Consider the following 24,143-nt stretch of genomic DNA (forward strand, 5'->3'; position numbering starts at 1 on the left):
AACCGAACAAGGTAAGCAATGTCTGACATCACCGAGTCTCCGTCGACCGGGGGCAAGACCGACCTGACCGTCCCCGAGATGCGCCGCTGGCTACGCGAATGGGTGGGCAATGCCGTCGGCAAGTCACCCGACGACATCGACGAGTCGGTGCCGATGGTCGAGTTGGGGCTGGCCTCGCGGGACGCGGTGGCCATGGCCGCCGACATCGAGGACCTCACCGGTGTCACGTTGTCGGTGGCGGTGGCGTTCCAGCACCCGACGATCGAGTCGCTGGCCACCCGCATCATCGAGGGCGAGCCGGAGCGGGAAGACGACGGCGCCGACAACTCCGACTGGACCCGCAACGGACCCGCCGAGCGGGTCGACATCGCGATCGTGGGCCTGTCCACCCGATTGCCCGGCGAGATGAACTCCCCGGACGAGACCTGGCAGGCGCTGCTGGAAGGCCGCGACGCCATCACGGACCTCCCGGAGGACCGCTGGACGGAGTTCCTGGCCGAGCCGCGGCTGGCCGAGCGGGTCGCCAAGGCCCGCACCCGCGGCGGCTACCTCAAAGACATCAAGGGCTTCGACTCCGAATTCTTCGCGGTGGCCAAGACCGAGGCCGACAACATCGACCCGCAGCAGCGGATGGCGCTGGAGTTGACCTGGGAGGCGCTCGAGCACGCCCGCATCCCGGCGTCCAGCCTGCGCGGCGAGGCGGTCGGCGTGTACGTCGGCGCCTCCACCAACGACTACAGCTTCCTGGCCGTGTCCGACCCGACCGTCGCCCACCCGTATGCGATCACCGGCACCGCCAGCTCGATCATCGCCAACCGGGTGTCCTACTTCTACGACTTCCGCGGTCCGTCGGTCACGCTGGACACCGCGTGCTCCAGTTCGCTGGTGGCGATCCACCAGGGCGTGCAGGCGCTGCGCAACGGCGAAGCGGACGTCGTCGTCGCCGGCGGGGTGAACGCGCTGATCACCCCGATGGTGACGCTGGGATTCGACGAGATCGGCGCGGTGCTGTCGCCGGACGGCCGGATCAAGTCCTTCTCGTCGGACGCCGACGGCTACACCCGCTCGGAGGGCGCCGGCATGTTGGTGCTCAAGCGGGTCGACGACGCCCGCCGCGACGGCGACCAGATCCTGGCGGTCATCGCCGGCAGCGCGGTCAACCATGACGGCCGGTCCAACGGTCTGATCGCCCCGAACCAGGACGCGCAGGCCGAGGTGCTGCGCCGGGCCTACAAGGACGCCGGCATCGACCCGCGCACCGTCGACTACATCGAGGCGCACGGCACCGGCACCATCCTGGGCGACCCGATCGAGGCCGAGGCGCTGGGCCGCGTCGTCGGCAAGGGACGCCCGGCGGACCGGCCGGCCCTGCTGGGCGCGGTGAAAACCAATGTGGGACACCTGGAGTCGGCCGCCGGCGCGGCCAGCATGGCCAAGGTGGTGCTGGCGTTGCAGCACGACAAGCTACCGCCGTCGATCAACTTCGCCGGTCCCAGCCCCTACATCGACTTCGACGCGATGCGGCTGAAAGTGGTCACCGAGCCGACCGACTGGCCGCGCTACAGCGGCTTCGCGCTGGCCGGGGTGTCCAGCTTCGGCTTCGGCGGCGCCAACGCGCACCTGGTGGTGCGCGAAGTCCTGCCCCGCGACGTGATCGAGCGGGAGCCCGAACCGGAGACCGCGCCGCAGGCCGCGGTGGTCTCGGCCGGCGGCGACCTGGCCGACGGGCAGGGTCATTCGCTGCGGTTCGACGAATACGGCGAGATCATCAGTGACGGGCCGGCGGCGGCCGAGGACGACGAACCGGAGCTGCCCGGCGTCACCGAAGAGGCGTTGGCGCTCAAGGCCGCCGCTCTGGAAGAGCTTGCGACACAAGAACTTCCACCGCCGGCGATCCCGCTGGTGGTGTCGGCGTTCCTGACCTCCCGCAAGAAGGTGGCCGCAGCCGAACTCGCCGACTGGATGGAAAGCCCCGAAGGTCAGGCGTCGTCGCTGGAGTCGATCGGGCGTTCGCTGTCCCGGCGCAACCACGGCCGGTCCCGCGCTGTGGTGCTGGCCCACGACCACGAAGAAGCCGTCAAGGGGCTGCGCGCGATCGCCGAGGGCAAGCAACGACCCAACGTGTTCAGCGTCGACGGCCCGGTCACCAACGGCCCGGTCTGGGTGCTGGCCGGCTTCGGTGCGCAGCACCGCAAGATGGGCAAGAGCCTGTATCTGCGCAACGAGGTCTTCGCGCAGTGGATCGAGAAGGTCGACGCGCTGGTCCAGGACGAGCTGGGCTACTCGGTGCTGGAGCTGATCCTGGATGACTCCCAGGACTACGGCATCGAGACCACTCAGGTCACCATCTTCGCGATCCAGATCGCGCTGGGCGAGTTGCTCAAGCACCACGGCGCCAAGCCGGCGGCGGTGGTCGGGCAGTCGCTGGGCGAGGCGGCGTCGGCGTACTTCGCCGGCGGTCTGTCGCTGCGCGACGCCACCCGCACCATCTGCTCGCGCTCGCACCTGATGGGCGAGGGCGAGGCGATGCTGTTCGGCGAGTACATCCGGCTGATGGCGCTGGTCGAGTACTCCGCCGACGAGATCAAGACGGTGTTCTCCGACTTCCCGGACCTGGAGGTGTGCGTCTACGCCGCGCCGACCCAGACCGTGATCGGCGGCCCGCCCGAGCAGGTCGACGCGATCATCGCGCGCGCCGAATCGGAGGGCAAGTTCGCCCGCAAGTTCCAGACCAAGGGCGCCAGCCACACCCAGCAGATGGACCCGCTGCTGGGCGAGCTGGCCGCCGAACTGCAGGGCATCAACGCGACGAGCCCGACGGCCGGGATCTACTCGACCGTGCACGAGGGCCGCTACATCAAGCCGGGCAGCGAGCCGATCCACGACGTGGACTACTGGAAGAAGGGCCTGCGGCACAGCGTCTACTTCACCCACGGCATCCGCAACGCCGTGGACAGCGGGCACACCACGTTCCTGGAGCTCGCCCCCAACCCGGTGGCTCTGATGCAGGTCGGGCTGACCACCGCGGACGCGGGTCTGCACGACGCGCAGCTGATCCCGACGCTGGCCCGCAAGCAGGACGAGGTCGAGTCGATCATCTCGACCATGGCGCAGCTCTTCGTACACGGCCACGACCTGGACGTGCGGACTCTGTTCACCCGGGCGGGCGGCCCCGAAGATTACGCGAACATCCCGCCGACCCGGTTCAAGCGCAAAGAGCACTGGCTCGACGCGCACTTCGCCGGCGACAGCTCGGTGCTGATGCCGGGCAACCACGTCGCGCTGCCGGACGGGCGGCACGTGTGGGAGTACGCGCCCCGGGACAAGACAGACCTGGCCGCGCTGGTCAAAGCCGCGGCGGGCGCGGTGCTGCCGGACGCGCAGCTGACCGCCGCGGAGCAACGCGCGGTGCCCGGTGAGGGCGCCCGGCTGGTGACTACGCTGACCAGGCACCCCAACGGCGCCTCGGTGCAGGTGCACGCCCGCATCGACGAGTCCTTCACGCTGGTCTACGACGCGCTGCTGACCCGCGGCGGCGCCGAATCCGTGCTGCCCGCCGCCGTCGGCGCCGGCACTTCGATCGCGAGTCCCGTCGCGGTCGAGGCGGCGCCCGTCGAAGAAGACGACGCCGAGACCCTCTCCGACAGCCTGACCAACCGCTACCTGCGGTCGGACGTCGGCCGATGGTCCCCGGAGTCCGGGGAGACCATCGCCGAGCGGTTGGGCACCATCGTCGGCGCGGCCATGGGCTACGAGCCCGAGGACCTGCCGTGGGAGGTGCCGCTGATCGAACTCGGCCTGGACTCGCTGATGGCGGTGCGGATCAAGAACCGCGTCGAGTACGACTTCGACCTGCCGCCGATCCAGTTGACCGCGGTGCGCGACGCCAACCTGTACAACGTCGAGAAGCTGATCGAGTACGCCGTCGAGCACCGCGACGAGGTCGAGGCGCTGCACGAGCAGCAGAAAACGCAGACCTCCGAGGAGATCGCCCGCGCGCAGGCCGAGTTGCTCAGCGGCGCAACGCCCGCCACGGCGGCGGCGCCGGCGCCCGACCCGCAGGCCGAGCCCGAGACCCAGCCCCCGCCGTCGGACGTGACCATTCCGCCGCCCCCGACCGACCCCTCGGGACCCGCGGGGACCAACCTCGCGGCGGCGGCCGACGCGCTCAGCCAGGAGGCTGTGGCCAAGGCGCTGAACTCCGACGTGCCGCCGCGCGACGCGGCCGAGCGCGTCGTCTTCGCCACCTGGGCGATCGTCACCGGCAAGTCCGCGGGCGGCATCTTCAACCCGCTGCCCAAGCTAGACGAGGACAAGGCCGCCAAGCTGGCCCAGCGGCTGTCCGAGCGCGCCGAAGGGCCGATCACCGTCGAGGACGTGCTGAGCTCGGAGAACATCGAGGCGCTGGCCGACAAGGTGCGCGAGTACCTGGAGGCCGGCGTGATCGACGGCTTCGTGCGCACCCTGCGGCCTCGTCCCGAGGGCAGCAACGCCGCGCCGGTGTTCGTGTTCCACCCGGCCGGCGGATCCACGGTGGTCTACGAGCCGCTGCTGAACCGGCTGCCGGCGGACACACCGATGTACGGCTTCGAACGGGTCGAGGGGTCGATCGAGGAGCGGGCCGCGCAGTACGTCCCGAAGCTGATCGAGATGCAGGGCGACGGGCCCTACATCCTGGTCGGCTGGTCGCTGGGCGGGGTGCTGGCCTACGCGTGTGCGATCGGGCTGAAGCAGCAGGGCAAGGATGTCCGGTTCGTGGGTCTGATCGACGCGGTACGCGCCGGCGAGGAGATCCCGCAGACCAAGGAGGAGATCCGCAAGCGCTGGGACCGGTACGCCAAGTTCGCCGAGAAGACGTTCAACGTCACCGTCCCGGCGATCCCGTACGAGCACCTCGAGCAGCTCGACGACGAGGGCCAGGTGCGGTTCGTGCTCGACGCGATCAGCCAGAGCGGCGTGCAGATCCCGGCCGGGATCATCGAGCACCAGCGCACGTCCTACCTGGACAACCGGGCGATCGACACCGCCGAGATCCAGCCGTTCGACGGCCACGTCACGCTCTACATGGCCGATCGATACCATGACGACGCGATCATGTTCGAGCCGCGGTATGCCGTCCGCCAGCCGGACGGCGGCTGGGGCGAGTATGTGTCCGACCTCGAAGTCGTGCAGATCGGTGGCGAGCACATCCAGGCCATCGACGAGCCGATCATCGCCAAGGTCGGCGAGCACATGAGCCGCGCCCTGAAAGAGATCTAGAGCTCCGACGACCGAGGCAGGCACGCAGTGACGGGAACAGAGCAGACACCGGTACTTCACACCACCGCCGAGAAGCTCGCCGAGCTGCGGGAACGTCTGGAACAGGCCAAAGAGCCCGGTGGGGAGAAGGCCGCGGCCAAGCGGGACAAGAAGGGCATCCCGAGTGCCCGCGCCCGCGTGCACGCGCTGGTCGACCCCGGCACCTTCTTCGAGATCGGGGCGCTGTGCAAGACGCCGGGTGATCCCAACGCCCTGTACGGCGACGGCGTCGTCACCGGGCACGCGCTGATCGACGGCCGCCCGGTCGGGGTGTTCTCCCACGACCAGACGGTGTTCCAGGGCACCGTCGGGGAGATGTTCGGCCGCAAGGTCGCCCGGCTGATGGAGTGGTGCGCGATGGTCGGCTGCCCGATCGTCGGTATCCAGGACTCCGGCGGCGCCCGCATCCAGGACGCGGTGACCTCGCTGGCCTGGTACGCCGAACTGGGCCAGCGTCACGAGGCGCTGTCCGGGGTGGTGCCGCAGATCTCGCTGATCTTCGGCAAGTGCGCCGGCGGTGCGGTCTATTCGCCGATCCAGGACGACCTGCTGGTCTCGGTGCGCGACCAGGGCTACTTCTTCGTCACCGGTCCCGACGTGATCCGCGAGGTCACCGGCGAGGACGTCACCCTCGACGAACTCGGCGGGTCCGACGCACAGGCCCGCTACGGCAACATCCACCAGGTCGTCAACTCCGAGGCCGAGGCCTTCCAGTACGTGCGGGAGTTCCTGTCGTTCCTGCCGTCGAACTGCTTCGGCAAGCCGCCGGTCATCAATCCCGGACTGGAACCGGAGGTCACCCCGACGGACCTCGAGCTGGACTCGATCGTCCCGGACTCCGACAACGCGGCCTACGACATGCACGAGATCCTGCTGCGCATCTTCGACGACGGCGACTTCCTGGACGTCGCCGCGCAGCACGGACCGGCCATCATCACCGGGTTCGCCCGCATCGACGGGCGCCCGGTCGGCGTCATCGCCAACCAGCCCATGTACCTGTCCGGGGCCATCGACAACGAAGCCTCGGACAAGGCGGCGCGGTTCATCAGGTTCTGCGATTCCTTCCAGCTGCCGCTGGTGTTCGTGGTGGACACCCCCGGGTTCCTGCCGGGCGCCGAGGAGGAGAAGCGCGGCATCATCAAGCGCGGCGGCCGGTTCCTGTACTCCGTCGTGGAGGCGGACGTGCCGAAGGTGACGATCACCATCCGCAAGTCCTACGGCGGCGCGTATGCGGTAATGGGTTCGCGGCAGCTGACCGCGGACTTCAACTTCGCCTGGCCCACCGCGCGGATCGCCGTGATCGGCGCCGAAGGGGCCGCGCAGCTGCTGATGAAGCGCTTCCCGGACCCGACCACGCCCGAGGCCCAGCAGATCAAGAAGGACTTCATCGAGGGCTACAACCTCAACATGGCGATCCCGTGGATCGCCGCCGAACGCGGGTTCATCGACGCGGTGGTCGACCCGCACGAGACCCGGTTGCTGCTGCGCAGGTCGATGCACCTGTTGCGGGACAAGCAGAACTGGGCCCGGCTGGCCCGCAAGCACGGCCTGATCCCGGTCTAGCCCAAGGTTGCGCGAGCAGACGTAAAAGCCCCTAATTCGTGCCGAATTTGGGGGCTTTTACGTCTGCTCGCGGGGGAGTCGCAACGTCCCGTCGGCGAGTTCGTCGAAGCGGTCCAGCGCCTCGTCGGAATCGGCGTCGATCCCGCGCAGCGGCCCGCGATCGGCGAGGTAGCGCCGCACATACAACCGCGCTACCAGCGCCTTGCGGCCGCCGCCACGCGCCTCCCGCTCCCACGCCGCCTGCTCGGTGAGCAACGCACCGGCGTACACGTCGCCGATGAACTGGGCCAGCGGGAACAGGCGCGCTTCGGCCAGGTCGCCGTCCAGCTTCTCCCACGCGGTGATCGCCGCGTCGAGGTCGTCGATCCGGTCGGCCACCAGCGCGGTCGTCGGGTCGTCGTCGGACACCGACACCGCATCGCGCATCCTGGTCAGCAGCGACTCGTGCGCGCGGGTCTGCACGATGCCGCGCCGCACGTCCAGGCACAGGATGTTGTCCGGGCCCTCCCAGATGGTGTTCACCTGCGCGTCGCGTAAAAGCCTTGCCACCGGCCAGGTTTCGATGTAGCCGTTGCCGCCGTGGATCTCGATCGCGTCGGAGGCGGCGGTGATGCCCAGCCGGCACACCTTGAGTTTGGTGACCGGCACCGCGATGCGCTGCCGGATGCGGCGCGGCTGACGGTGGTTGGCTGCGCCCAGGCCGTCGAACACCAGCGCCTGCGCGGCTTCCACGTCGACGATCATCTCGGCCAATTTGCGCCGCATCAACGGCTTGTCGATCAGCGCCGCGCCGAACGCCCGCCGCTGCCGCGCATAACACAGCGATTCGACCAGCGCGCGGCGCGCGTTACCGAGTGCGAACAACGCAATGCCCAGCCGCGCCGCGTTGGTCAGCTCCATCATCCGGCCCAGGCCCTTGCCGTCGGACGGCCCGGCTTCACCCGACGGCTCACCCGAGAGCAGGAAAGCCTCGGCGTCGACGAACTCCACCTCGCCCGAGGCCACCGAACGGGTGCCGAGCTTGTCCTTGAGTCGCCGTACCCGGACCCCGTTACGGGAACCGTCGCGGCGGGTGCGCAGCACCAGGAAGTTGGCCACCCCGCGGCTGGAGTCGGGCGCATCTTCGGGCTTGGCGAGCACCACGAACGCCTCGCCGGCGCAGTTCGACGCGAACCATTTGAAGCCGTTGAGCAGCCACGCGTCACCGGAGCGTCGCGCCGTGGTCTCCAGCGCGCCCAGATCCGAACCGCCGGTGCGCTCGGTGAGCAGCTGCGCGGTCTCCCCGGCCCACTCCCCGGAGTCGAACTTGGCCAGCACGTGGTCGCGCACGTCGGGCGGGGCGTAGGCCGCCACCAACGACTGCACCATCCCGCCGCCGGTGCCCAGCGCGCAACCCATGCCGATGTCGGCCTGGTCGAGCAGGTAGTTCGCCGTGAACATCGGCAGCGACGAACTGAATCCGGCGCCGCGGGCGGCCTGGCGCAACGCCTGCTGGCCTTCCAGGACAACACGTTTGGACTGGATGAACGATTCGGGCATCACGACCCGGCTGATGTCGTGACCCCACCGGTCGTAGCGTTCCAAGCGCGGCGGGTTGCGGTCGGTCTCGTCGGCCCAGCGCGTCACCGGCCCACCCATCAGGGCGCCGATGTCTACCAGGTGGGGCTCGACGACGGCGAGCTCGTCGGGGGTGAGGTAGTAGGCCGTGATGAACTGCAGCGTGGGGTCGGTCAGATACCAGTTGAGACCGGTCGCCCCGCCGTATCGCTCGGTTTGATACCGCTGCGATTTCTCCGGTGTCGAGAACGGCAGCCGATCCACGGCCTCCGACCCGTATGGCGAGTCGTACTGGGTCATGCCGCGACGGTATTACAGATCGGAACTAGACGGGCGCGAGAAATTCCGTGGTGTAGAACTCGCCCGGAATCTGGCTGTTCGGGTTCGGCGACTCGACGATCACCCACACCCCCGTGGTGCCCTGCCGCAGCGGCGCGGTAATGGTCACGTGCCCGACCCCGGCGGCGTCGGTGTCCAAGCCGGCGAACGTGGTGCCCGGATCCCCGGGCCCGCAGGTAGCCGACGACGGCCGGGGCACCTGGATCACCCCGACGTCGTAGTGTCCGCCCCCGTTGTTGGCGATCACCATGTCGACGTCGGCGACGACCGTCGACCCGGAGACACGGAAGTCGGCCGTGCCGCGCCCGAGGATCGTCTTCGGCCGGATCAGCGCGGTCTTGACAAGGCTGTAGTCGCAGTTGCGCAGGTCTGGATTCATCGGCACCCGTGAGGTTGCGGACGCCGCTCCGGTCCCGAGCGTCATCCCGGAGGCGGCCATGACCGTCAGTGTCACTACGGACGTTGCCAACCGTTTCAACGAGCGCATTTGCCTACCATTTCGTGTTGAATGAGCCCGATCCCGAACTGTCTATTGACCGGATTTGCGTTTTTCAACCATCGAGATTCGAAGGCAGACTTGAGGCGGTGGCGATGTTAATCGCCATTCTTGTAAACCAAATGTCTAAGCGCTTCGAAACCAGCTGTTCTGGCCGTTGACCAGCGGATTGTGACACCTCGGCGCGAGGTTGCTTTACCAAACTAACAAAAACCCGGCGACCAATTGGCCGCGCCGTCAATTATTGGTTTTCGGTCAAGACCAGATAGTCGGTAAGCGCATTTCCGACCGCAACGGCGCCCAGCGCGGTGGGGTGCAACGGCACCGCCCGATTGCGCGTCACATACCCCTCGACATAGCGGTCGGCGGGCGGGGCGCACATGTCGTGGCCCCGCGACAGCGGACGGGTGTCGAAGTACTCGATGCCCTTGGCGGCGGCGAGTTGTCGCTGCCGGTCGCCAAGTTCGTCGATCTTGGCCTGCAGATAGTTCGCATCGTGGGGCAGGATGGGCTGCTCGGGATAGCAGCCGCCCGGGCGTATCAGCAACCCGTATCCCACGAAGATGATCCGGGCGCGCGGCGCCCTGGCCCGGACCTCGTCGACCATCGTCGACCACACCGGCACCTGCGCGTCGATCAGGCCGGAAATCCGGTCGACGTCACCCACGACGAACTTGCCGGTGCACGGACGCGGATTCGACGCCTCGACTTCGCAGGATTCGGCGTCACCGGCGAGTCCGACGTCGTTGGCGCCGATGGTGATGGTGATCAGTTCGGTGGTCGTGCTGAGCGCCTCGAGTTGGCGCGGCATCAGGCCGTCCCCGGTCTGCTGGGCCCGGCTGTAGATGTCGTCGGTCGTCGCGCCACTACAGGTGACGTCGCGGAAAGACGCAGCGTCGAGTCGTCGGGCCAGCACGGTGGGATAGTTGTTGGTCGACTTGTGACAGCCCTGGGGTTCGGCCGGTTCCGGCACGCCCGGCGCGGCTGCGAAGGAGTCGCCCAGCGCGACGTAGTGGGACCGCGCGGCCGAACCGGGACCGCCTGGTTGCGGCGCCGCACAGCCGACGCCCAGGCACCCCACCAGCGTGGCGATGCCCAGACGCGTCCACCACCACATGCATCCCAGTGTTTCATCCGGATCCGATGTGCACCCCTGGTGTAATAACCGGGTGCCGGCCGGGATGACGAGGCGACAGTTCGGCGCCGCGGCTGGCGTGGTGGTAGCCGGCGGCGCGGCGGCGTGCGCTACGCAAAACGACCGGTTGGCCGCTGCGCCGTCGGCACCCCCGCCGCCTCCGCCGGGAGGGATCGAGGTCTCGGCGAGGTCCTTGGGCTACACCGTCAACGTCGACAACCCCGGTGGTTCCCCCGGCCACATTTTCTTCGTCTCCGGCACCACTGCCGCCAACCCGGGCAGCGGTGCCCCACACACTTCGATACTCGTCGTCGCCGACCGGCGCGGGAGAGTGGTTTGGCACAGCGAACTGCCGCCCGGGCAGACCGGCGGCAACCTGCGGGTGCAAACTCTGCAGGGCCGGCCCGTGCTGACCTGGTGGCAAGGATTGAAGGTGGGCAGCCACGGCGTCGGCGTCGCTTGTATCGCCGACGAGCATTACAACCTGATCGCCACCGTCACCCCCGGTGGCGATCTGTCGTCGGACATCCATGAATTCCGGCTCACGCCGGACGGGCACGCGTTGATCACCGCCTATCAAGAGGTGACGACGGACCTCACGGCTATCGGCGGACCCAGAGACGGCCGCATCTACAACTGCATCGCCACGGTGGTCGACGTCGCGGCGAAGAAGACGTTGTTCCGATGGGACGCGCTCAGCCATGTGCCGGTCGCCGACTCCCCGGCCAGGTACACCGCGGGGCAGGTGCTCGACCCGTACCACATGAACTCGATCGCGCTGGATCCCGCCGGCAACCTGCTGATCAGCATGCGCGCGCTGTCCACCGTGCTCAATGTGGATGCGCGCAGCGGTGCGATCAACTGGCAACTCGGTGGCAGACACTCGACCTTCGAGTTGGGCGACGGTGTCGAGTTCGCCTTCCAGCACGACGCCGCGATGCCGGCCGCCGACACGCTGACATTGTTCGACAACCACTTCGAAGGCAGCCGCGCCCAGCCCGGCGGCGGAACGGTGCCCAGCAGCCTGAAATGGATCCACCTGGACTTCGCCGCGCGCAGAGCCACTCTCGTCCGCGCGCAGCCACACCCCGGCAACCTCAGCGCCGGCGCCATGGGGAACCTGCAACCGCTTCCCGGCGGGCACACGTTCGTTGGCTGGGGCACCGCGGGTCGCATTTCTGAGTTCGGCGCCGACGGCGAACTGGTCTACGACGCGACGTTGGCCGACGGCACCTACCGCGCGTTTCTCGACGTCTGGACCGGCGATCCCGTCGTGCCCCCGCAACTGGTGCTGACCGGCGACACCGCCCGCGCGATCTGGAACGGTGCCACCGCCGTGCGCCGCTGGCGGTTGCTGCACGGCCCGGACAGCACCACCATGACGCCGTTGACCACGGTTGACTGGGCGGGTTACGACACCCCGATACCACTGCAGGGCAGCGGCGGCGGCTACTACCAGCTGCAGGCGCTGGACGCGGGCGGTGCCGTCATCAACCAGTCGCCGCCGCTGCCCCGCTAAGGCTTGTACCGGATGTGTCCCGGCGACCACAACCCGCTGCGGGTGGCCTCGCCCAGGTCCAGCCGCGCGGGCGGCGCGTCTACCAGCGTGTCGAACTTGCGCAGCGACCCCCAGTCGCGAGCCCAGTCCCGGGACAGATACGTCGCCATCACGTGCGCACGCAGCAGCAGGTCGGTGATGCCCAGCAGGCCGCCGTTGACGCCGTCCTCCCAGGTGTCGGTGTCCAGCTTCTTGGCCGAATAGTCCGGGGTGATGCGGAACCGCGGAATCTCGGTGACGCCGTTGGTGTGCAGCATCGGCTGCTGGCAGGGGAAAGCCAACCCGACCGCCCAGTCCAGCAGCACCGGCTGCGTGGACCCGACATACTCCTGCAGCGACCGCAGCTCGGGCACCCGCGGCGGGGTCACCGCGAGCCAGTCCTCCGGCGTCAGCGACAGGTCCTCGGCAACCACGCGCACGGCGACCGCGTCGGCCGGCATCTTCTCCCGCGCGAACCGCAGGTTGCGCCACGCCTTGGGCTGCTCGCCGTACAGGTCGTCGGGCACCATCCGCCCGGCCGGCACCAACGGCCCGGCGCCTTGGCGGGCGTATTCCAGCACCACGGTCTGCCCGGTCGTGTAGTGATGCAGCACGGAGTTGCCGGTGATCTTGCCCGCGGCGGTGATCACCACCAGCGGATGAGCGTCGTCGAGCTTAGGCAACTGATACCACGCCGAAGTCAGCCTGCTCTGTTGCTGCGCGCCGGTGGTGTAGGTGCCCGCCAGCGGCACCCGGGCGGGGTCGAGCTGGTAGGGCAACGGCACCGTCGAGCCGTTGACGCCGGGCGTCTTCAGCTTGGTCGGGGCGTCCCAGTCGTAGTCGGTGCCGGGCTGGTTGGGCTTCATCACCACCGCCTCGGCGACGGTGTGTTCGGGCACCCCGTTCGGGGAGAAGCCGATGGGACCGGAGCCGCCCAACGGACCCAGCGGACCGTATTCGCCGGGTAGCGGCGTCATGAACCCGTTGTTGGGGTCAGGCTCGACGAGCACGTCGTCGGCCAACCCGCAGCCGCCGGCGAAGGCACGCACGTTCGACCATCCGTTGGAGTAGGTGGGGTACTGGCGCACGATCCCGATGCCCATCGAGGCCACGAACGTCAGCACCATGAAGCCGGCCGCCAGCGCCACCGGGGCGCTGGTCAGCGACCGGGCCAGCCTGCCCTCCCCGCTGCCGCGCGGCGCGAAGTGCAGCCAGGCCGCGTACACCGCGGCAAGCACGAACAGAACGAAAAACATTGTGCTGACCGTGATTCCGGCGATTTTCGGCATCGAGCTGTTGAACGGCACACCGTAGCTGGACACGTACCACCAGCCGTTGGTGGTGGCGAAACACAACGCCAGCAGGAAGAACACCGCCGCCAGGAACGCCATCCGGTTGCGCGACCAGCGCAACACTGCCGGCGACACCAGCACCGTCGTCAGCGCGGCCATCGCCGCGCCCACCGCCGCGAACAACCCGAAGTGGTGCACCCACTTGGTCGGGGTGAACATCAGGAAGAACATGGTGCCGAAGATGACGCCCATCAGCCGCCACGCCGGCCCGCGCGCCACGCCGGGAACCCGCTTGCGGCGCAACATGATGAACACGGCGGTGAACAGGCACAGCGCGGTGATCAGGAAACCGAAGCGGCGCGAGAGCGAGCCATCGACGGTCGGCAGGATCAGGTAGTAGTAGCGCAGGTTCTCGGTGTACCAGGCCTGGCTGGGCCCGATCTTGCCGCGGACCCGGGTGGCCTCCCACACCGTCGACAACGTCTGGTCGGCGAACACCACGGTCAGGATGATGGTGCCGGCGGCCAGCATCGGCGCGAGCAACGGCAACGTCCCGCCGACCATGCGGCGGCGTTTGGCCAGGATCCGCAGGATCGGGCGGCCGCCGGCCACCAGCGCGGCCACCGCGATCAGCCCGGTCGGCTGCACGCCGAGGGTGAACGCCGCGGTGATGACGGCCAGCGCCGCGGGCGTCAGGCGGCTGTAGCGCATCGACCGTTCGATCAGCACATAGGTGACCAGCGAGCCGAGCGCGATGATGCCCTCGGGGCGCAGGCCGTTGTTGAACGGCATCCAGGCGGTCAGCAGCACCATCGCCGCGGCCCAGTTGGCGGGTTTGCTGGCGGCCACCGCCGGGCCGAGTCGGGGCAGCACCTCCCGGGACAGCAGCAGCCAGCACACCAGGCCGGCGAACAGGTCGGGCAGCCGCATCCAGATGCTGGCGTCGCTGACGTGGGTCATCAGGGCCAGCAGGTTGTAGTACCAGCCGAACGGGTCCTCCGGGCTGCCGAACCAGCGGAAATAGTTCGACATGTAGCCGGCTTGGTCGGCGACCCGTGCCATGCCCAGGATGTAGCCGTCGTCGGACGAGTTGGCCCCGATCACGTGCCAGAGCAGGAACGCGAAGATCACCACGCCGTCGAGCAGGGTGAACTTGCGCCAGTTCGCCGGTATCCAGCGGCGCATCCGGTGCCCGTCGAGTTGGTCGAGGCGCCACAACGCGAGGAGCGCGACCAGGGTGGCCACGATCGCGCCGACGATGGCCAGCAGTTTCAGGGTGGTCGGGGTGGTGGAGAAGCGGGTGTCGACGGTGGCCGAGAGCTTCAGCTGCGGCGGCGCCGGTCCGCTGAGGTCGGTGAACACCCCGACGATCTGCGGACGCAGGTTCGGGTCGGGGAAGCCGCTGCGCAGCGGTGCGCCGCCGGGGTCTTTGAGCCCGACGAAATGGGCGAAGGTGCCGGCGTGCGTCGAGGAGATGTCGATGCGCTCGCAGTCCGGTGAGCGCATCAGGTCGCGCGGCACGGACAGGATCACCACGTTGCGGTCGGTGACGTCGACGCGTTTGGCGCTGACGACGACGAACAGCGCCTGCAGGTTGGCGTCCTTGCCCTGCTTGGGTGCCGTGCCCAGGATGACGCCGCCGTCGGCGGGCATGTCGCGTTCAATGCTGCACGGCACCGAGGCTTTGAAGTCGACCGGCGTCAGCGAGATCAGCGGCGACGTCACGCTGTTCAGTTGGCCGTTCTGTGGCCAGTTCAGCATCGCGGTGGTCTGCACGACCGGCAGCAGCGGCGTGGCGACCGACAGCACGAAGCCGATCAGTCCGGCGACGGTGGCCACCCACTTCGTTGCGCGAGCTGGGGGCACCTCCCGCTTCGTTGCGCGAGCAGACGCAAAAGCCCCCGAATCCGCCCGATTTTGGGGGCTTTTGCGTCTGCTCGCGCCAGGCCCGCTCGCGCCGAGGGTCATGGCAGCGCCCTGATCGGTCCGCGCCGGCTCCAGCCCGACACCGTGATCACGCCCTGCTCGACGGCAGCGTCCGGCGCCTCATCGGACGGCACCAGCCGGTGATACTGCTCCACCGAGCCCCAGTCGCGATACCAGTCACCGTCGAGATACGTCGAGATCGTCGACGTCCACAGCAGTGCCTGAGTGAACATGAACGGTCCGCCGGTCGAGGCTGACTGCCACAGGTTCGACGACACCGCGGTCTGCTTGTGGTCGGGCAGGATGCGGTACTCGGGCAGTTCGGCGATGCCCAGATGCTCGGAGAACGGCCGCTGGCACGGGAAGTTAGCGGCGGTGGCGATGTCCATCAGCACCGGGTCCTGCGATCCGATCAGCCGCTGCAATGGCTCCAGCTCCGGCACCCGGGGCGGGGTGAATGCGAACCACTGCTCGGAGCTCAGGTTCGGGTCGTAGGCGACGATGCGGGCGGTGTTGGCTTCCGGCGGTGCCCAGGCGAACGGGAAGCGCAGGTTGCGCCACGCCGGTTGTGGCCCGAGGTCGATCGGGAACACCTCACCGAGCGGCGTGGTGCTGCCATCGGGCTTGGTCACGCCCCACTGCAGCTTCAGGGACTGCCCGTACATGAAGTCGCCGTCCTCCTTGTAGGACCAGATGGCGCCGGCGGCCGAGACCACCACCAGCGGCCGGTCCGGGCGGCGGGCGGGCAGCTGGTACCAGGCCGAGGTGGCGCGGGCGGCCAGGTTGTTCTCGCCGTAGCTGCCCATCACCGGGGTGCGCGCAGGGTCCAGCCCGAACGGCAGCGCCGCGTGCGAGCCGTTGACGCCGACGGGACCCTTGCCGCCGGCGGTGCCCGCCGAGTCGGTGATGGCGGCGTTGGGTTTGTTGGGGGAGGCGTCGGAATTGACCACCCCGGGTTTGCTGACCACCGGGTCGGACTTCAGGTCCTCGCCCACCCCCTCGGGCTTGAAACCGACCGGATTGACCCCGCCCAACGGTCCGTCCGGCCCGAACTGCTGACCCGGAACCGGTTGCAGCATCCCGGCATTGGAGTCGGGCTCGGCCAGCACGTCGTCGGCCATGGCGCAACTGTCGGGCTTGGTGAGCGCGGCCAGGTTCGCCTTGGCGGTGGTGTAGAGCGGATAGCGGAACACCGCGCCCTTGGCCATCGACCCGACCTCGCCCAGCACCATGATCACCGCCACCACCAGCAGCGGAGTGGACGCCAGCACCCGGTTGCGCCGGTTGTTCTTGACCTCGGTGTGACCCGCGTAATCCATCCGGAAGTGGTACCAAGCAGCCAGCAGTCCGGTGCCGATCGACAAGAACAAGAAGATGTACGTCACCGGGAAACTGGCCACCACGGGCTGGATGTCGTACCACGGGACGCCGTAGTTGCCGACGTAGAACCAGCCGTTGATACCCGAGGTCGCCCAGGCCAGCACGAACAGCAGCGCGGTGACGTACAACGCCAGGTTGCGTCGGCTGTGCAGCCCGATCCGCGCCACGCTGAACGCGGTGACCGCGCCCAACGCCCCGGTGAGCCCGGCGAAGACGCCGAACTGAATCGCCCACTTGGTGGGGGTGAACGTGAGCAGCAGCAAACCGATGGCCGTGGTGCCGAGTAAGCGCCAAGCCGGGCCGGTGGCCAGCCCGGGCACCCGGCCGCGGCGCAGCAGCACGAACAGCATCCCGAACAGGCACAGCAGCAGGATCAACCCGGCGAACCGGCGTGCCATCGAGCCGTCGGCGTTGCTTTCCACGGTCAGGAAGTAGTAGCGCAGAAAGTCCTGATACCAGGCGATGGTCGGCCCGACGGTGTACTTGATGCGGGCGGACTCGGCGACCGTGGCCAGCGTCTGGCTGCGGAACACCACGACGGTAATCAGCGACAACGTCGCCGCCAGCACGATCAGCGGGGCCAGCAGTCCGTCGGTGTCGCGCCGGCGCCTGATGGTCTGCGCGACGGCACGGGCACCGGTCAGCAACGCGGCGACCGCAATCAGCCCTTGCGGTGCCAGCGTCGCGGTGAGCGCGGCGATGATGATCGCGACGGCGGCGGCCGCCAGGCGTGCCAGCGCGATCGAACGTTCCACCATCATCCAGGTGGCCAGTACGCCCAGCGCGATTATCGGCTCGGGTCGCAGCGCGTTGTTGAACGGCAGCCAGGCGGCGATGAACACCGCGCCGGCGGTCCACACCGCGACCGGGTTGGCGGCCAGTCCGTTGCTGCCCGGTCCCAGTCGGCGCAGCACACAGCGGCTGATGATCAGCCAGCACGCGATGCCGGCCAGGGTGGCGGGTAGCCGCATCCACACGCCGGCCGTGCTGACAGTGGCCATCTTCGAGAGCAGGCTCAGATACCAGTCGAACGGCGCATCTGTAGTGCCGAAGTAGCGGTAGTAGTTGGCGACGTAACCGGCCTTCGGCGCGACCCGGGCGATGGTGAGGTTGTAGCCGTCGTCGGAGGAGATGGCGCCGATGACGTGCCATCCCAGCAGCGTTCCGATGACCCCGGCGTCGGCCAGCCAGGTCGCCAGGCCGACCCGCCAGATCCGGGACCGGTGCAACCGGGGACGGTACCGGCTCAACCATGCGATGGACGAACGCCAGTGGCGCACCGTGTCGCCGCGGCTGAGCCGGTCCAGCGCTCCCAGCGCACCGATGGCGATCAGCACGGCCAGCACACCCGCAGCCATCGCGAGGGCCTTCAGCGTGGTGGGCGCGAGGATGAACCGGGTGTCGACGTCCACCCGCGCCGACAGGCCGGGCTGCGCGGGCACTTTGAGGTCCGTGAATATCCCGCCGACCTGCGGTTTCTTCTCCGGAGGGAGCTTTCCGGCCGCGCCGGGGATGCCGACGAAGTCCGCCCCGGCGCCGCCTGCGTCGGCCCAGATGTGCAGTATCGAGCACCCGCCGGCGGCGATCGCCGCGCGGGGGGCGACGGTGGCCACCGTGTCCCGGAACGCGACGACGACGGTGTCCTTGTTGGCCCGCACGAACAACCCGTGCTTGCCGGTCTGGAAGCCGTCGGCCGGCAGCGTGGACAGGACCAGGCCGCCGTCGGCCGGCAGGGTGGCGATCGCCGAGCACGGGACGGAGATGTCGATCGCCCGCGGTGCACCCGACACCAGCGGTGCCGTGATCTGGCTGACATCGCCTGTTGCCCGACCGTCCGTGGTGCCTTGCGGCCACAGGATTGTCGTGGTGGTTTGCCGCACCGGCAGCAGCGGAACCAGCAGGCACAACAGCAGGCCGGCGAACCCGGCGACGACGGCTGTCAAACGGGCGATCCGGTGAGATCGCTCAGTACCGTCGGGGGACACGAGGCTCGATCGTAGGCGACGCTGCTGAGCGCTTTTCGGATGCAGGGCCGCGCACGAGTCACTCTCCAGGCCGCGAAGGTGCGCAGATGTTCACCGACACGCCGGTCGGGCCGTACATTTGTGCACGCTCGTGCGCAGTCGCATCGGTCGCCGGCGTCGCATAATTCGTCACAACAGGTATGACCGGAAGGCTGGCAGCGCGATGACGAACTCGGCACTCGGGTTTGGGGCACTGGGTCCGCTGCAGCTGCTCGTCGACGACGTCCCCGTGCCGGTGGGTCCGGCCAAACAACGTGCGGTGCTGGCCATGCTGCTGGTCAATCGCAATCGGCCGGTGTCGGTCGACTCGTTGACCGACGCGGTGTGGGACGGCTCTCCGGTGCCGGCCGCCGCGCACCAGCATCCAGTCCCACATCTCCAACCTGCGCCGACTGCTGCGTACCACCGGCGTGGACCCCAACTCGGTGCTGCCCAGCGCGCCGCCGGGTTACCAACTCACTGTCGCCGACGCCGATTGCGACCTGGGACGGTTTGCCGTCGCGAAAGCCGCGGGCGTCCAGGCCGCCGCGGCCGGACGGTTCGAAGAGGCCAGCGGTCATCTCTCGGCGGCGCTGGCCGAGTGGCGCGGCCCGGTGCTCGACGACCTGCGGGACTTCGAGTTCGTCACGGTGGTCGCGGCCAAGCTGGTGGAGGACAAGGTGGCCGCGCACAGCGCCCGGGCCGAAGCCGAGATCGCCTGCGGCCGGGCCGATGCGGTGATCGGTGAGCTCGAAGCGCTGACCGCCGAGCATCCTTACCGGGAACCGCTGTGGGCTCAGCTGATCACCGCCTACTACGTCACCGAACGTCAGTCCGATGCGCTGGGTGCCTATCGCCAGTTGAAGACCGCATTGGCCGAGGGCCTCGGCATCGACCCGGGGCCGACCGTCAGCGCGCTCTACGAGCGAATCCTGCGTCAGGAACCGCTACCCACCAAACGGGGTGCGGTGAACACCCGCAAGCGCGGTGCTTACCGGACCGAAACCCACACGACGTTCGCGCCTCCGACGGCCGGGCTGCGCGACAGCGCCGGACGACGACACCCGCTGGCCGGCCCGGCCACCCGCATCGGCCGCTTTCCCGACAACGACCTCGTGCTCGACGACACCGACGTCAGCCGTCATCACGCCGTAATCAGCGACACCGGAACGGGTTTCGTGATCACCGATCTGCGGTCGACGAACGGTGTCGAGGTGCAGGGGCAGTTGATCCGGGGCAGCGCCGGACTTTCCCATGGCGACCACATCTGCATCGGCGGCGTGGAGTTCGTCTTCGAGGTCGACCTCAGCCAATAACGGCGCGGGCTAACACCCGAGAATCGCCTGCGCCGCCACCGCTTCAGGTGCCGTGCAGTTGGCTGGGAGGCGACCCAGCGCCTCGGTGAGGACGTCTCGCGCATCGTCACCGCGGAGCTCGAAATCGTCTAGCGCGGAACGCAATTCGAACAGGGGCGCATCCTGTCGGCGGGCCAGTGCCATGGCCGCAACGAGATCCGCGGCCGTGCTGTCCGGATCGGTGTGGGTGCGCGCCCGGACTCGGAGCAGTTCAGCATCCCACAAATGCATTTCGGTGTCGTCGGCGATTTGTAGGGCGAGATCGATTCGCGCGCGGGCCTCGTGGCGCCGGTCCGCGGCGATCAGCAGCTGCCCGATAACGCAGTCATAGCGCGTCTGGTACGCGTACAACCCCAGCGAACGCCACAAGTCGGTCAGCTGCGTTGTGGTCTCGATCTGAGCGGTCAGCGCATCCGCATCGGGATCAGCTGAGCGCAACAGGGTTTCGGCCTCGACTTTTGCTCGCACGGCAAGTCCGAACAACTGCCAGAAGACGAACCCGTACCGCTCGGCCTTGGCCAGCATGTCGGTCACCAGCTCGGCGGCGCGATCCAAGTTGCCGGCATCGGTTTGTATCCAGATTTCGATGTCGATCGCATACACGTGGTTGTAGGGCCCGAGCGGAAATCCGAGAGTGTCGGCCCGCTGCATCGCTCTTGCGATGGAGGCTTCGGCCGCAGCGAGGTCACCGTGCAGCAGGTGGTAAACCCCGAGATGCTCGTGGGCCAAGGCGACGGTGTCGTGCGGAATGAACCAGGACTCGTCCATGTTGCGCTGCTCGTCATCGGCCAAGCCGACTGTGGCCTGCTCGAACAGGCAACGGGCGCCGGCATATTCCCCCCGCATGAAGGCGACCATTCCGTGGATGCAGTCGACGGCGGGACTCCACCACTGCTTGGCGCCTTGGGCGTTGCTGCGCAACGCATCCGCGGTCTGGCTCGCCCGCCGCATGTCCCCCCGGCTGATGTAGTAGCTGCTGACCGCAAACAGAACCCCGAACAGCTGATCCTCGGCAAGGTCTTTGCCGACGAGTTGCAGGCAGCGCTCCACATCGTCGGTGACCTCGGGGCTTTGATACCCCTCCGCCGTGGCGGTGAGCAACCACCGTTCCAGACGCGGTCCTATCTCCCAACGGTCCCGGTCTGCGCTTGGCGGACAATGCCCGAGTTGGTTCAGGGCGTGCGTCAGATAACTGCGCGCCTCGGCCAGAGCTCCGCGGCGCCTTGCATCGGCGGAGGCCTGCTCATACGCGGAGGCGGCCTCGGCGTGCCGTTCGGCCTGTTCGTAATGCGCTGCAACCTGCGGCCAGTCCGGGGTTCCGACGGCTGCCTGGGTCATCGCGTCGGCGACTTTGGCGTGCAATTCCCGGCGAACGCCGGGCGGCGCGATCTCGGCCGCCGCCTCCCGGAATAACTCATGGCGAAAGCGCCAGGCGTCCGGGCCTTGCGGTTCCAGGATTTTGGCGTCCTCGAGCTCATCGATGATGTCGTCCACTTCATCCGCGCTCGACGCAGCCACCGCGACGAGGAGATTCCGCTCGACCTGCCGCCCGATGATGGCGGCCGCGGAGACGACGGGTACCACGTTGGGAGTGGCCAACAGCCGCGCGAACAACGGCTCATACAACCGGTCGGGTAACGCGGCGCGGGTCCCTTCGTTCGCAGCATCCATCCCACTGACGACCTGCTCGATGAAGAACGGGACACCACCACACCGGGCACGCACCGCCGCGCAATCTTCGGGACTCACCGTGGGATCAAGAGTCAGGGCGAGCTGGTCCGATTCGGCCTCGGTCAACGGCGCCAGATCAAACACCTTGGCCTGCCAGTGATTCGGTGTCCAATCGTCACCTCGGCCGGTGATCACGACGAGCAGGCGGCCGCCGGTTTCGTCCAGCACCTCGCCTAGCAGGCCGAGGGTGGAGGGGTCGAACCAGTGAGCGTCTTCGGCCACGAGTAATCCGGGGCCGCCGTGAAAGCAGGCAAGCAGATAGCGCTTCAGCGCTGCGGCGATCAAGTCCTGCAGTTTCTGCGCTGCGGCCGGCACTGGTTCGTAGCCGTGGACGGCGTCGATGCCGATCACGGGTGCCAGCAACGGAAGTAGGCCGTCTGGGTCCAGCCGTTGCGCTTCGATCTCCACCCGCAAAAGGTGCAGCCGCTGTTCGGGTCCGGTGAGACGAGTGATGGCACATCGACGTTCCAGCAGCACCCGCATCGGGTGCAGACCCACGTCAGGATGCAAAGGCGAACCGACCAACTCGACGACTTGGCCTGAGTCCCGCCGCACAACATCGATAGCCGCCGCCGCGAGCCTGCTCTTTCCGATTCCGGCTTCGCCGCGGAACACCATTGCGGGGATGGTCAGTGTGCCCGCCTGTGCCCGCGACCAACTCTTGTGCAGCCGGGCGAGTTCGCGCTGGCGGCCGACGAGCGGACCCCGCGGGAGTGGGGCGGGGTCGACCCGCTCGCCGATCACCTGAAACAACTGGACGACCTCGGCGACGCTGAACGACGCCCCGGGCAACTCCGCCAGTTCGAACGTGTCGCGGATCAGGGGCGCAACCGACTGTGTGACGGCGACGCCGCCCGTCGGCGCCTGCGCCGAAACTTCCACCGCCAGACTGGCGGTGAGCCCGTACAGGTCGTCTTCAGTGTCGTCCAGGTGCACCGCGCCGCGGTGAATACCCACCCGGACATCCACGTTGGCGTCGAACTTGCTTTTCGCTTGCCGGCTCAGGCTTTCCAGCTCGCGGGCGATCTCCAAGCCCGCATATACCGCTCGGTGAACATCGTCGTCGTGCGCGCGAGGATAGCCGAAGACGACCATCAGCCCGTCCGCCGTCGCGGACGCGAGATGTCCCTCATACCGAACCGAGATTTGGCGGACCTTGTCGCGGTAGCGACGGATGATCACGCGCTGGGTCTCCGGGTCGACCCGCGCGGCCAGTCGGGTTGCACCGACCAGTTCGGCGGAAAGGATTGTCAGGCGCCGGATTTCGCCGCTGCCGGTGCTTTCGTTCCACAGATCGTCGGCGTCGTCGGGTCCGGCGTCGGGTCTGGCGTCGACCGGGTCTTGCGGCACCGCAGCAGACTTGGACGTCGCATATGGCCCGCTGACCGCCGCTACAGCTCGCTCCAGCAGATCGTCGATGGCTGCACCTGATCTCACGGACCGGCGATCGAACGACGAGTACTTTTCGGCGGGGGATCGGGCAGGGCCCGCAGCCACCGCGATGTCGTCCGAGATCGTTTCCGGCGCTTCGGAAGTGGTGGTCGACATGACGGGTGCATGGGCTTGCTTCGGCGGCAATCCGCCCGCATCCACATTGGTGTTCAGGGCCAGGCGAGCCGCCTCGCTCAATTGGAGCGCGGTCTGGTAACGCGCGTCAGGGTTCTTCGCCATTCCCTTGCCGACGACAGCATCGAACTCTTCAGGGACGGCCCGGGTGATCTGAGACGGTCGCGGCGGGGGCGCGGTCAGGTGCGCCATCATCTGCTGTTCGGGATCCTCACCGGGGAAAGGCGGGACTCCCGTGACGCATTGCACCAGCACGCACGCCAACGCATAGACATCGGCGCGCATATCACCCTTGTTGTCGCGGAACCGCTCCGGAGCCATGTACTGCATCGAGCCGATGATGTTGCCGGCTCCGGTCAGCCCGGTTTCCCGAGCGGCGCGGGCGATGCCGAAGTCGATCAGGTACGCGAAGTCGTATCGAGTGATCAGAATGTTCGAGGGTTTGACGTCGCGATGTACCAGACCGGTGCGGTGGACGGCGTCCAACGCCATGGCGACCTGCTCGATTATTGCCACCGCCCGGGCCGGGGCGAGCGGGCCGTCCTTGAGCAGGGTCTGTAGGTCCTGACCCTCGATGAGGCGCATCTCGACATAGAGCCGACCGTCGACTTCGCCGTAATGGTGAATGGGGACGATGTGCGGCTCGTTGAGACTGGCCGCGGCGTGTGCTTCCCGGCGAAAGCGCTGGCGGAATACGTCATCCTGCGCCCACTGGGTCGGCAACAACTTCAGCGCCACATCGCGGTCGGTCTGCGTATCGTGCGCCCGCCACACTTCTCCCATGCCGCCGCGGCCCAGCAACCCCTCCAGCCGGTACCGACCGAACGCAGTTTCTTTCATCGGCCCGCCCCTTGACGATCCAGCCAGCCAGGTTCCAACGATGGCAGTCGTCTCACCATATGCCAAGGTGTCGACAGCGCCGCCGCATATTCCCAGCTACGGTCCGGCCTGCGGCGTCAAGGGAT

The 24,143-nt window shown here is 68.1% G+C and carries 9 protein-coding genes and 1 pseudogene; 4 read left to right on the forward strand and 6 right to left on the reverse strand.

What is annotated here, in order from left to right:
- The first annotated feature begins 18 nt into the window (after positions 1-18).
- A complete protein-coding gene (gene pks13, locus AC5Y47_RS06610; RefSeq protein WP_499943109.1) occupies positions 19-5,259 on the forward strand; it encodes a polyketide synthase Pks13 in 5,241 nt (1,746 codons plus the stop codon).
- Positions 5,260-5,286: 27 nt separating this feature from the next.
- A complete protein-coding gene (locus tag AC5Y47_RS06615) occupies positions 5,287-6,861 on the forward strand; it encodes an acyl-CoA carboxylase subunit beta (protein ID WP_499943110.1) in 1,575 nt (524 codons plus the stop codon).
- Between the two features lie 57 nt (positions 6,862-6,918).
- Here the strand turns inward: AC5Y47_RS06615 and AC5Y47_RS06620 are convergent, their stop codons facing one another.
- The 3 genes from AC5Y47_RS06620 to AC5Y47_RS06630 all read right to left on the reverse strand — a co-directional run bounded on the left by AC5Y47_RS06620 (position 6,919) and on the right by AC5Y47_RS06630 (position 10,370).
- A complete protein-coding gene (locus AC5Y47_RS06620; RefSeq protein ID WP_499943111.1) occupies positions 6,919-8,718 on the reverse strand; it encodes an acyl-CoA dehydrogenase family protein in 1,800 nt (599 codons plus the stop codon).
- Between the two features lie 25 nt (positions 8,719-8,743).
- Positions 8,744-9,196 carry a hypothetical protein gene (locus AC5Y47_RS06625; RefSeq protein ID WP_499943112.1) on the reverse strand — a complete coding sequence of 151 codons (453 nt, stop codon included), beginning with the start codon at positions 9,194-9,196 and terminating at the stop codon, positions 8,744-8,746.
- Positions 9,197-9,494: 298 nt separating this feature from the next.
- Positions 9,495-10,370 (reverse strand): SGNH/GDSL hydrolase family protein, encoded by an 876-nt coding sequence (locus tag AC5Y47_RS06630; RefSeq protein ID WP_499943113.1) that lies wholly within the window; start codon positions 10,368-10,370, stop codon positions 9,495-9,497.
- Between the two features lie 64 nt (positions 10,371-10,434).
- On the opposite strand from AC5Y47_RS06630, the gene AC5Y47_RS06635 reads away from it, so the two are divergent.
- Positions 10,435-11,907, forward strand: a complete 1,473-nt coding sequence (locus AC5Y47_RS06635; protein WP_499943114.1) for an arylsulfotransferase family protein — start codon at positions 10,435-10,437, stop codon at positions 11,905-11,907.
- Here AC5Y47_RS06635 and embB read toward each other — a convergent pair.
- Together embB and AC5Y47_RS06645 are read right to left on the reverse strand one after the other, a co-directional pair.
- Positions 11,904-15,185: an arabinosyltransferase EmbB gene (gene embB, locus AC5Y47_RS06640; protein WP_499943115.1), complete on the reverse strand. Its 3,282-nt coding sequence runs from the start codon at positions 15,183-15,185 to the stop codon at positions 11,904-11,906. The two genes, AC5Y47_RS06635 and embB, sit on opposite strands and share 4 nt — an antisense overlap.
- On the reverse strand, positions 15,182-18,508 hold the full coding sequence (locus tag AC5Y47_RS06645) for an arabinosyltransferase domain-containing protein (RefSeq protein WP_499943116.1): 3,327 nt from the start codon (positions 18,506-18,508) through the stop codon (positions 15,182-15,184). Before AC5Y47_RS06645 ends, embB begins: the two co-directional genes overlap by 4 nt.
- Positions 18,509-18,710: 202 nt before the next feature.
- On the opposite strand from AC5Y47_RS06645, the pseudogene AC5Y47_RS06650 reads away from it, so the two are divergent.
- A pseudogene (locus AC5Y47_RS06650) lies at positions 18,711-19,842 on the forward strand (BTAD domain-containing putative transcriptional regulator).
- Positions 19,843-19,851: 9 nt separating this feature from the next.
- Here the strand turns inward: AC5Y47_RS06650 and AC5Y47_RS06655 are convergent.
- Complete coding sequence (locus tag AC5Y47_RS06655; RefSeq protein WP_499943117.1) at positions 19,852-24,018, reverse strand: serine/threonine-protein kinase; 4,167 nt, start codon at positions 24,016-24,018, stop codon at positions 19,852-19,854.
- Between the last annotated feature and the right edge of the window lie 125 nt (positions 24,019-24,143).

The organism is Mycobacterium sp. NGS22 (assembly GCF_059813095.1).

What these genes read in the sequence shown, in the direction of transcription:
- pks13 (WP_499943109.1), top strand. Translation starts at nt 19, where the DNA reads ATGTCTGACATCACCGAGTCTCCGTCGACCGGGGGCAAGACCGACCTG.
- AC5Y47_RS06620 (WP_499943111.1), bottom strand. Translation starts at nt 8,718, where the DNA reads ATGACCCAGTACGACTCGCCATACGGGTCGGAGGCCGTGGATCGGCTG.
- AC5Y47_RS06625 (WP_499943112.1), bottom strand. Translation starts at nt 9,196, where the DNA reads ATGGCCGCCTCCGGGATGACGCTCGGGACCGGAGCGGCGTCCGCAACC.
- AC5Y47_RS06630 (WP_499943113.1), bottom strand. Translation starts at nt 10,370, where the DNA reads ATGTGGTGGTGGACGCGTCTGGGCATCGCCACGCTGGTGGGGTGCCTG.
- AC5Y47_RS06635 (WP_499943114.1), top strand. Translation starts at nt 10,435, where the DNA reads ATGACGAGGCGACAGTTCGGCGCCGCGGCTGGCGTGGTGGTAGCCGGC.
- embB (WP_499943115.1), bottom strand. Translation starts at nt 15,185, where the DNA reads ATGACCCTCGGCGCGAGCGGGCCTGGCGCGAGCAGACGCAAAAGCCCC.
- AC5Y47_RS06655 (WP_499943117.1), bottom strand. Translation starts at nt 24,018, where the DNA reads ATGAAAGAAACTGCGTTCGGTCGGTACCGGCTGGAGGGGTTGCTGGGC.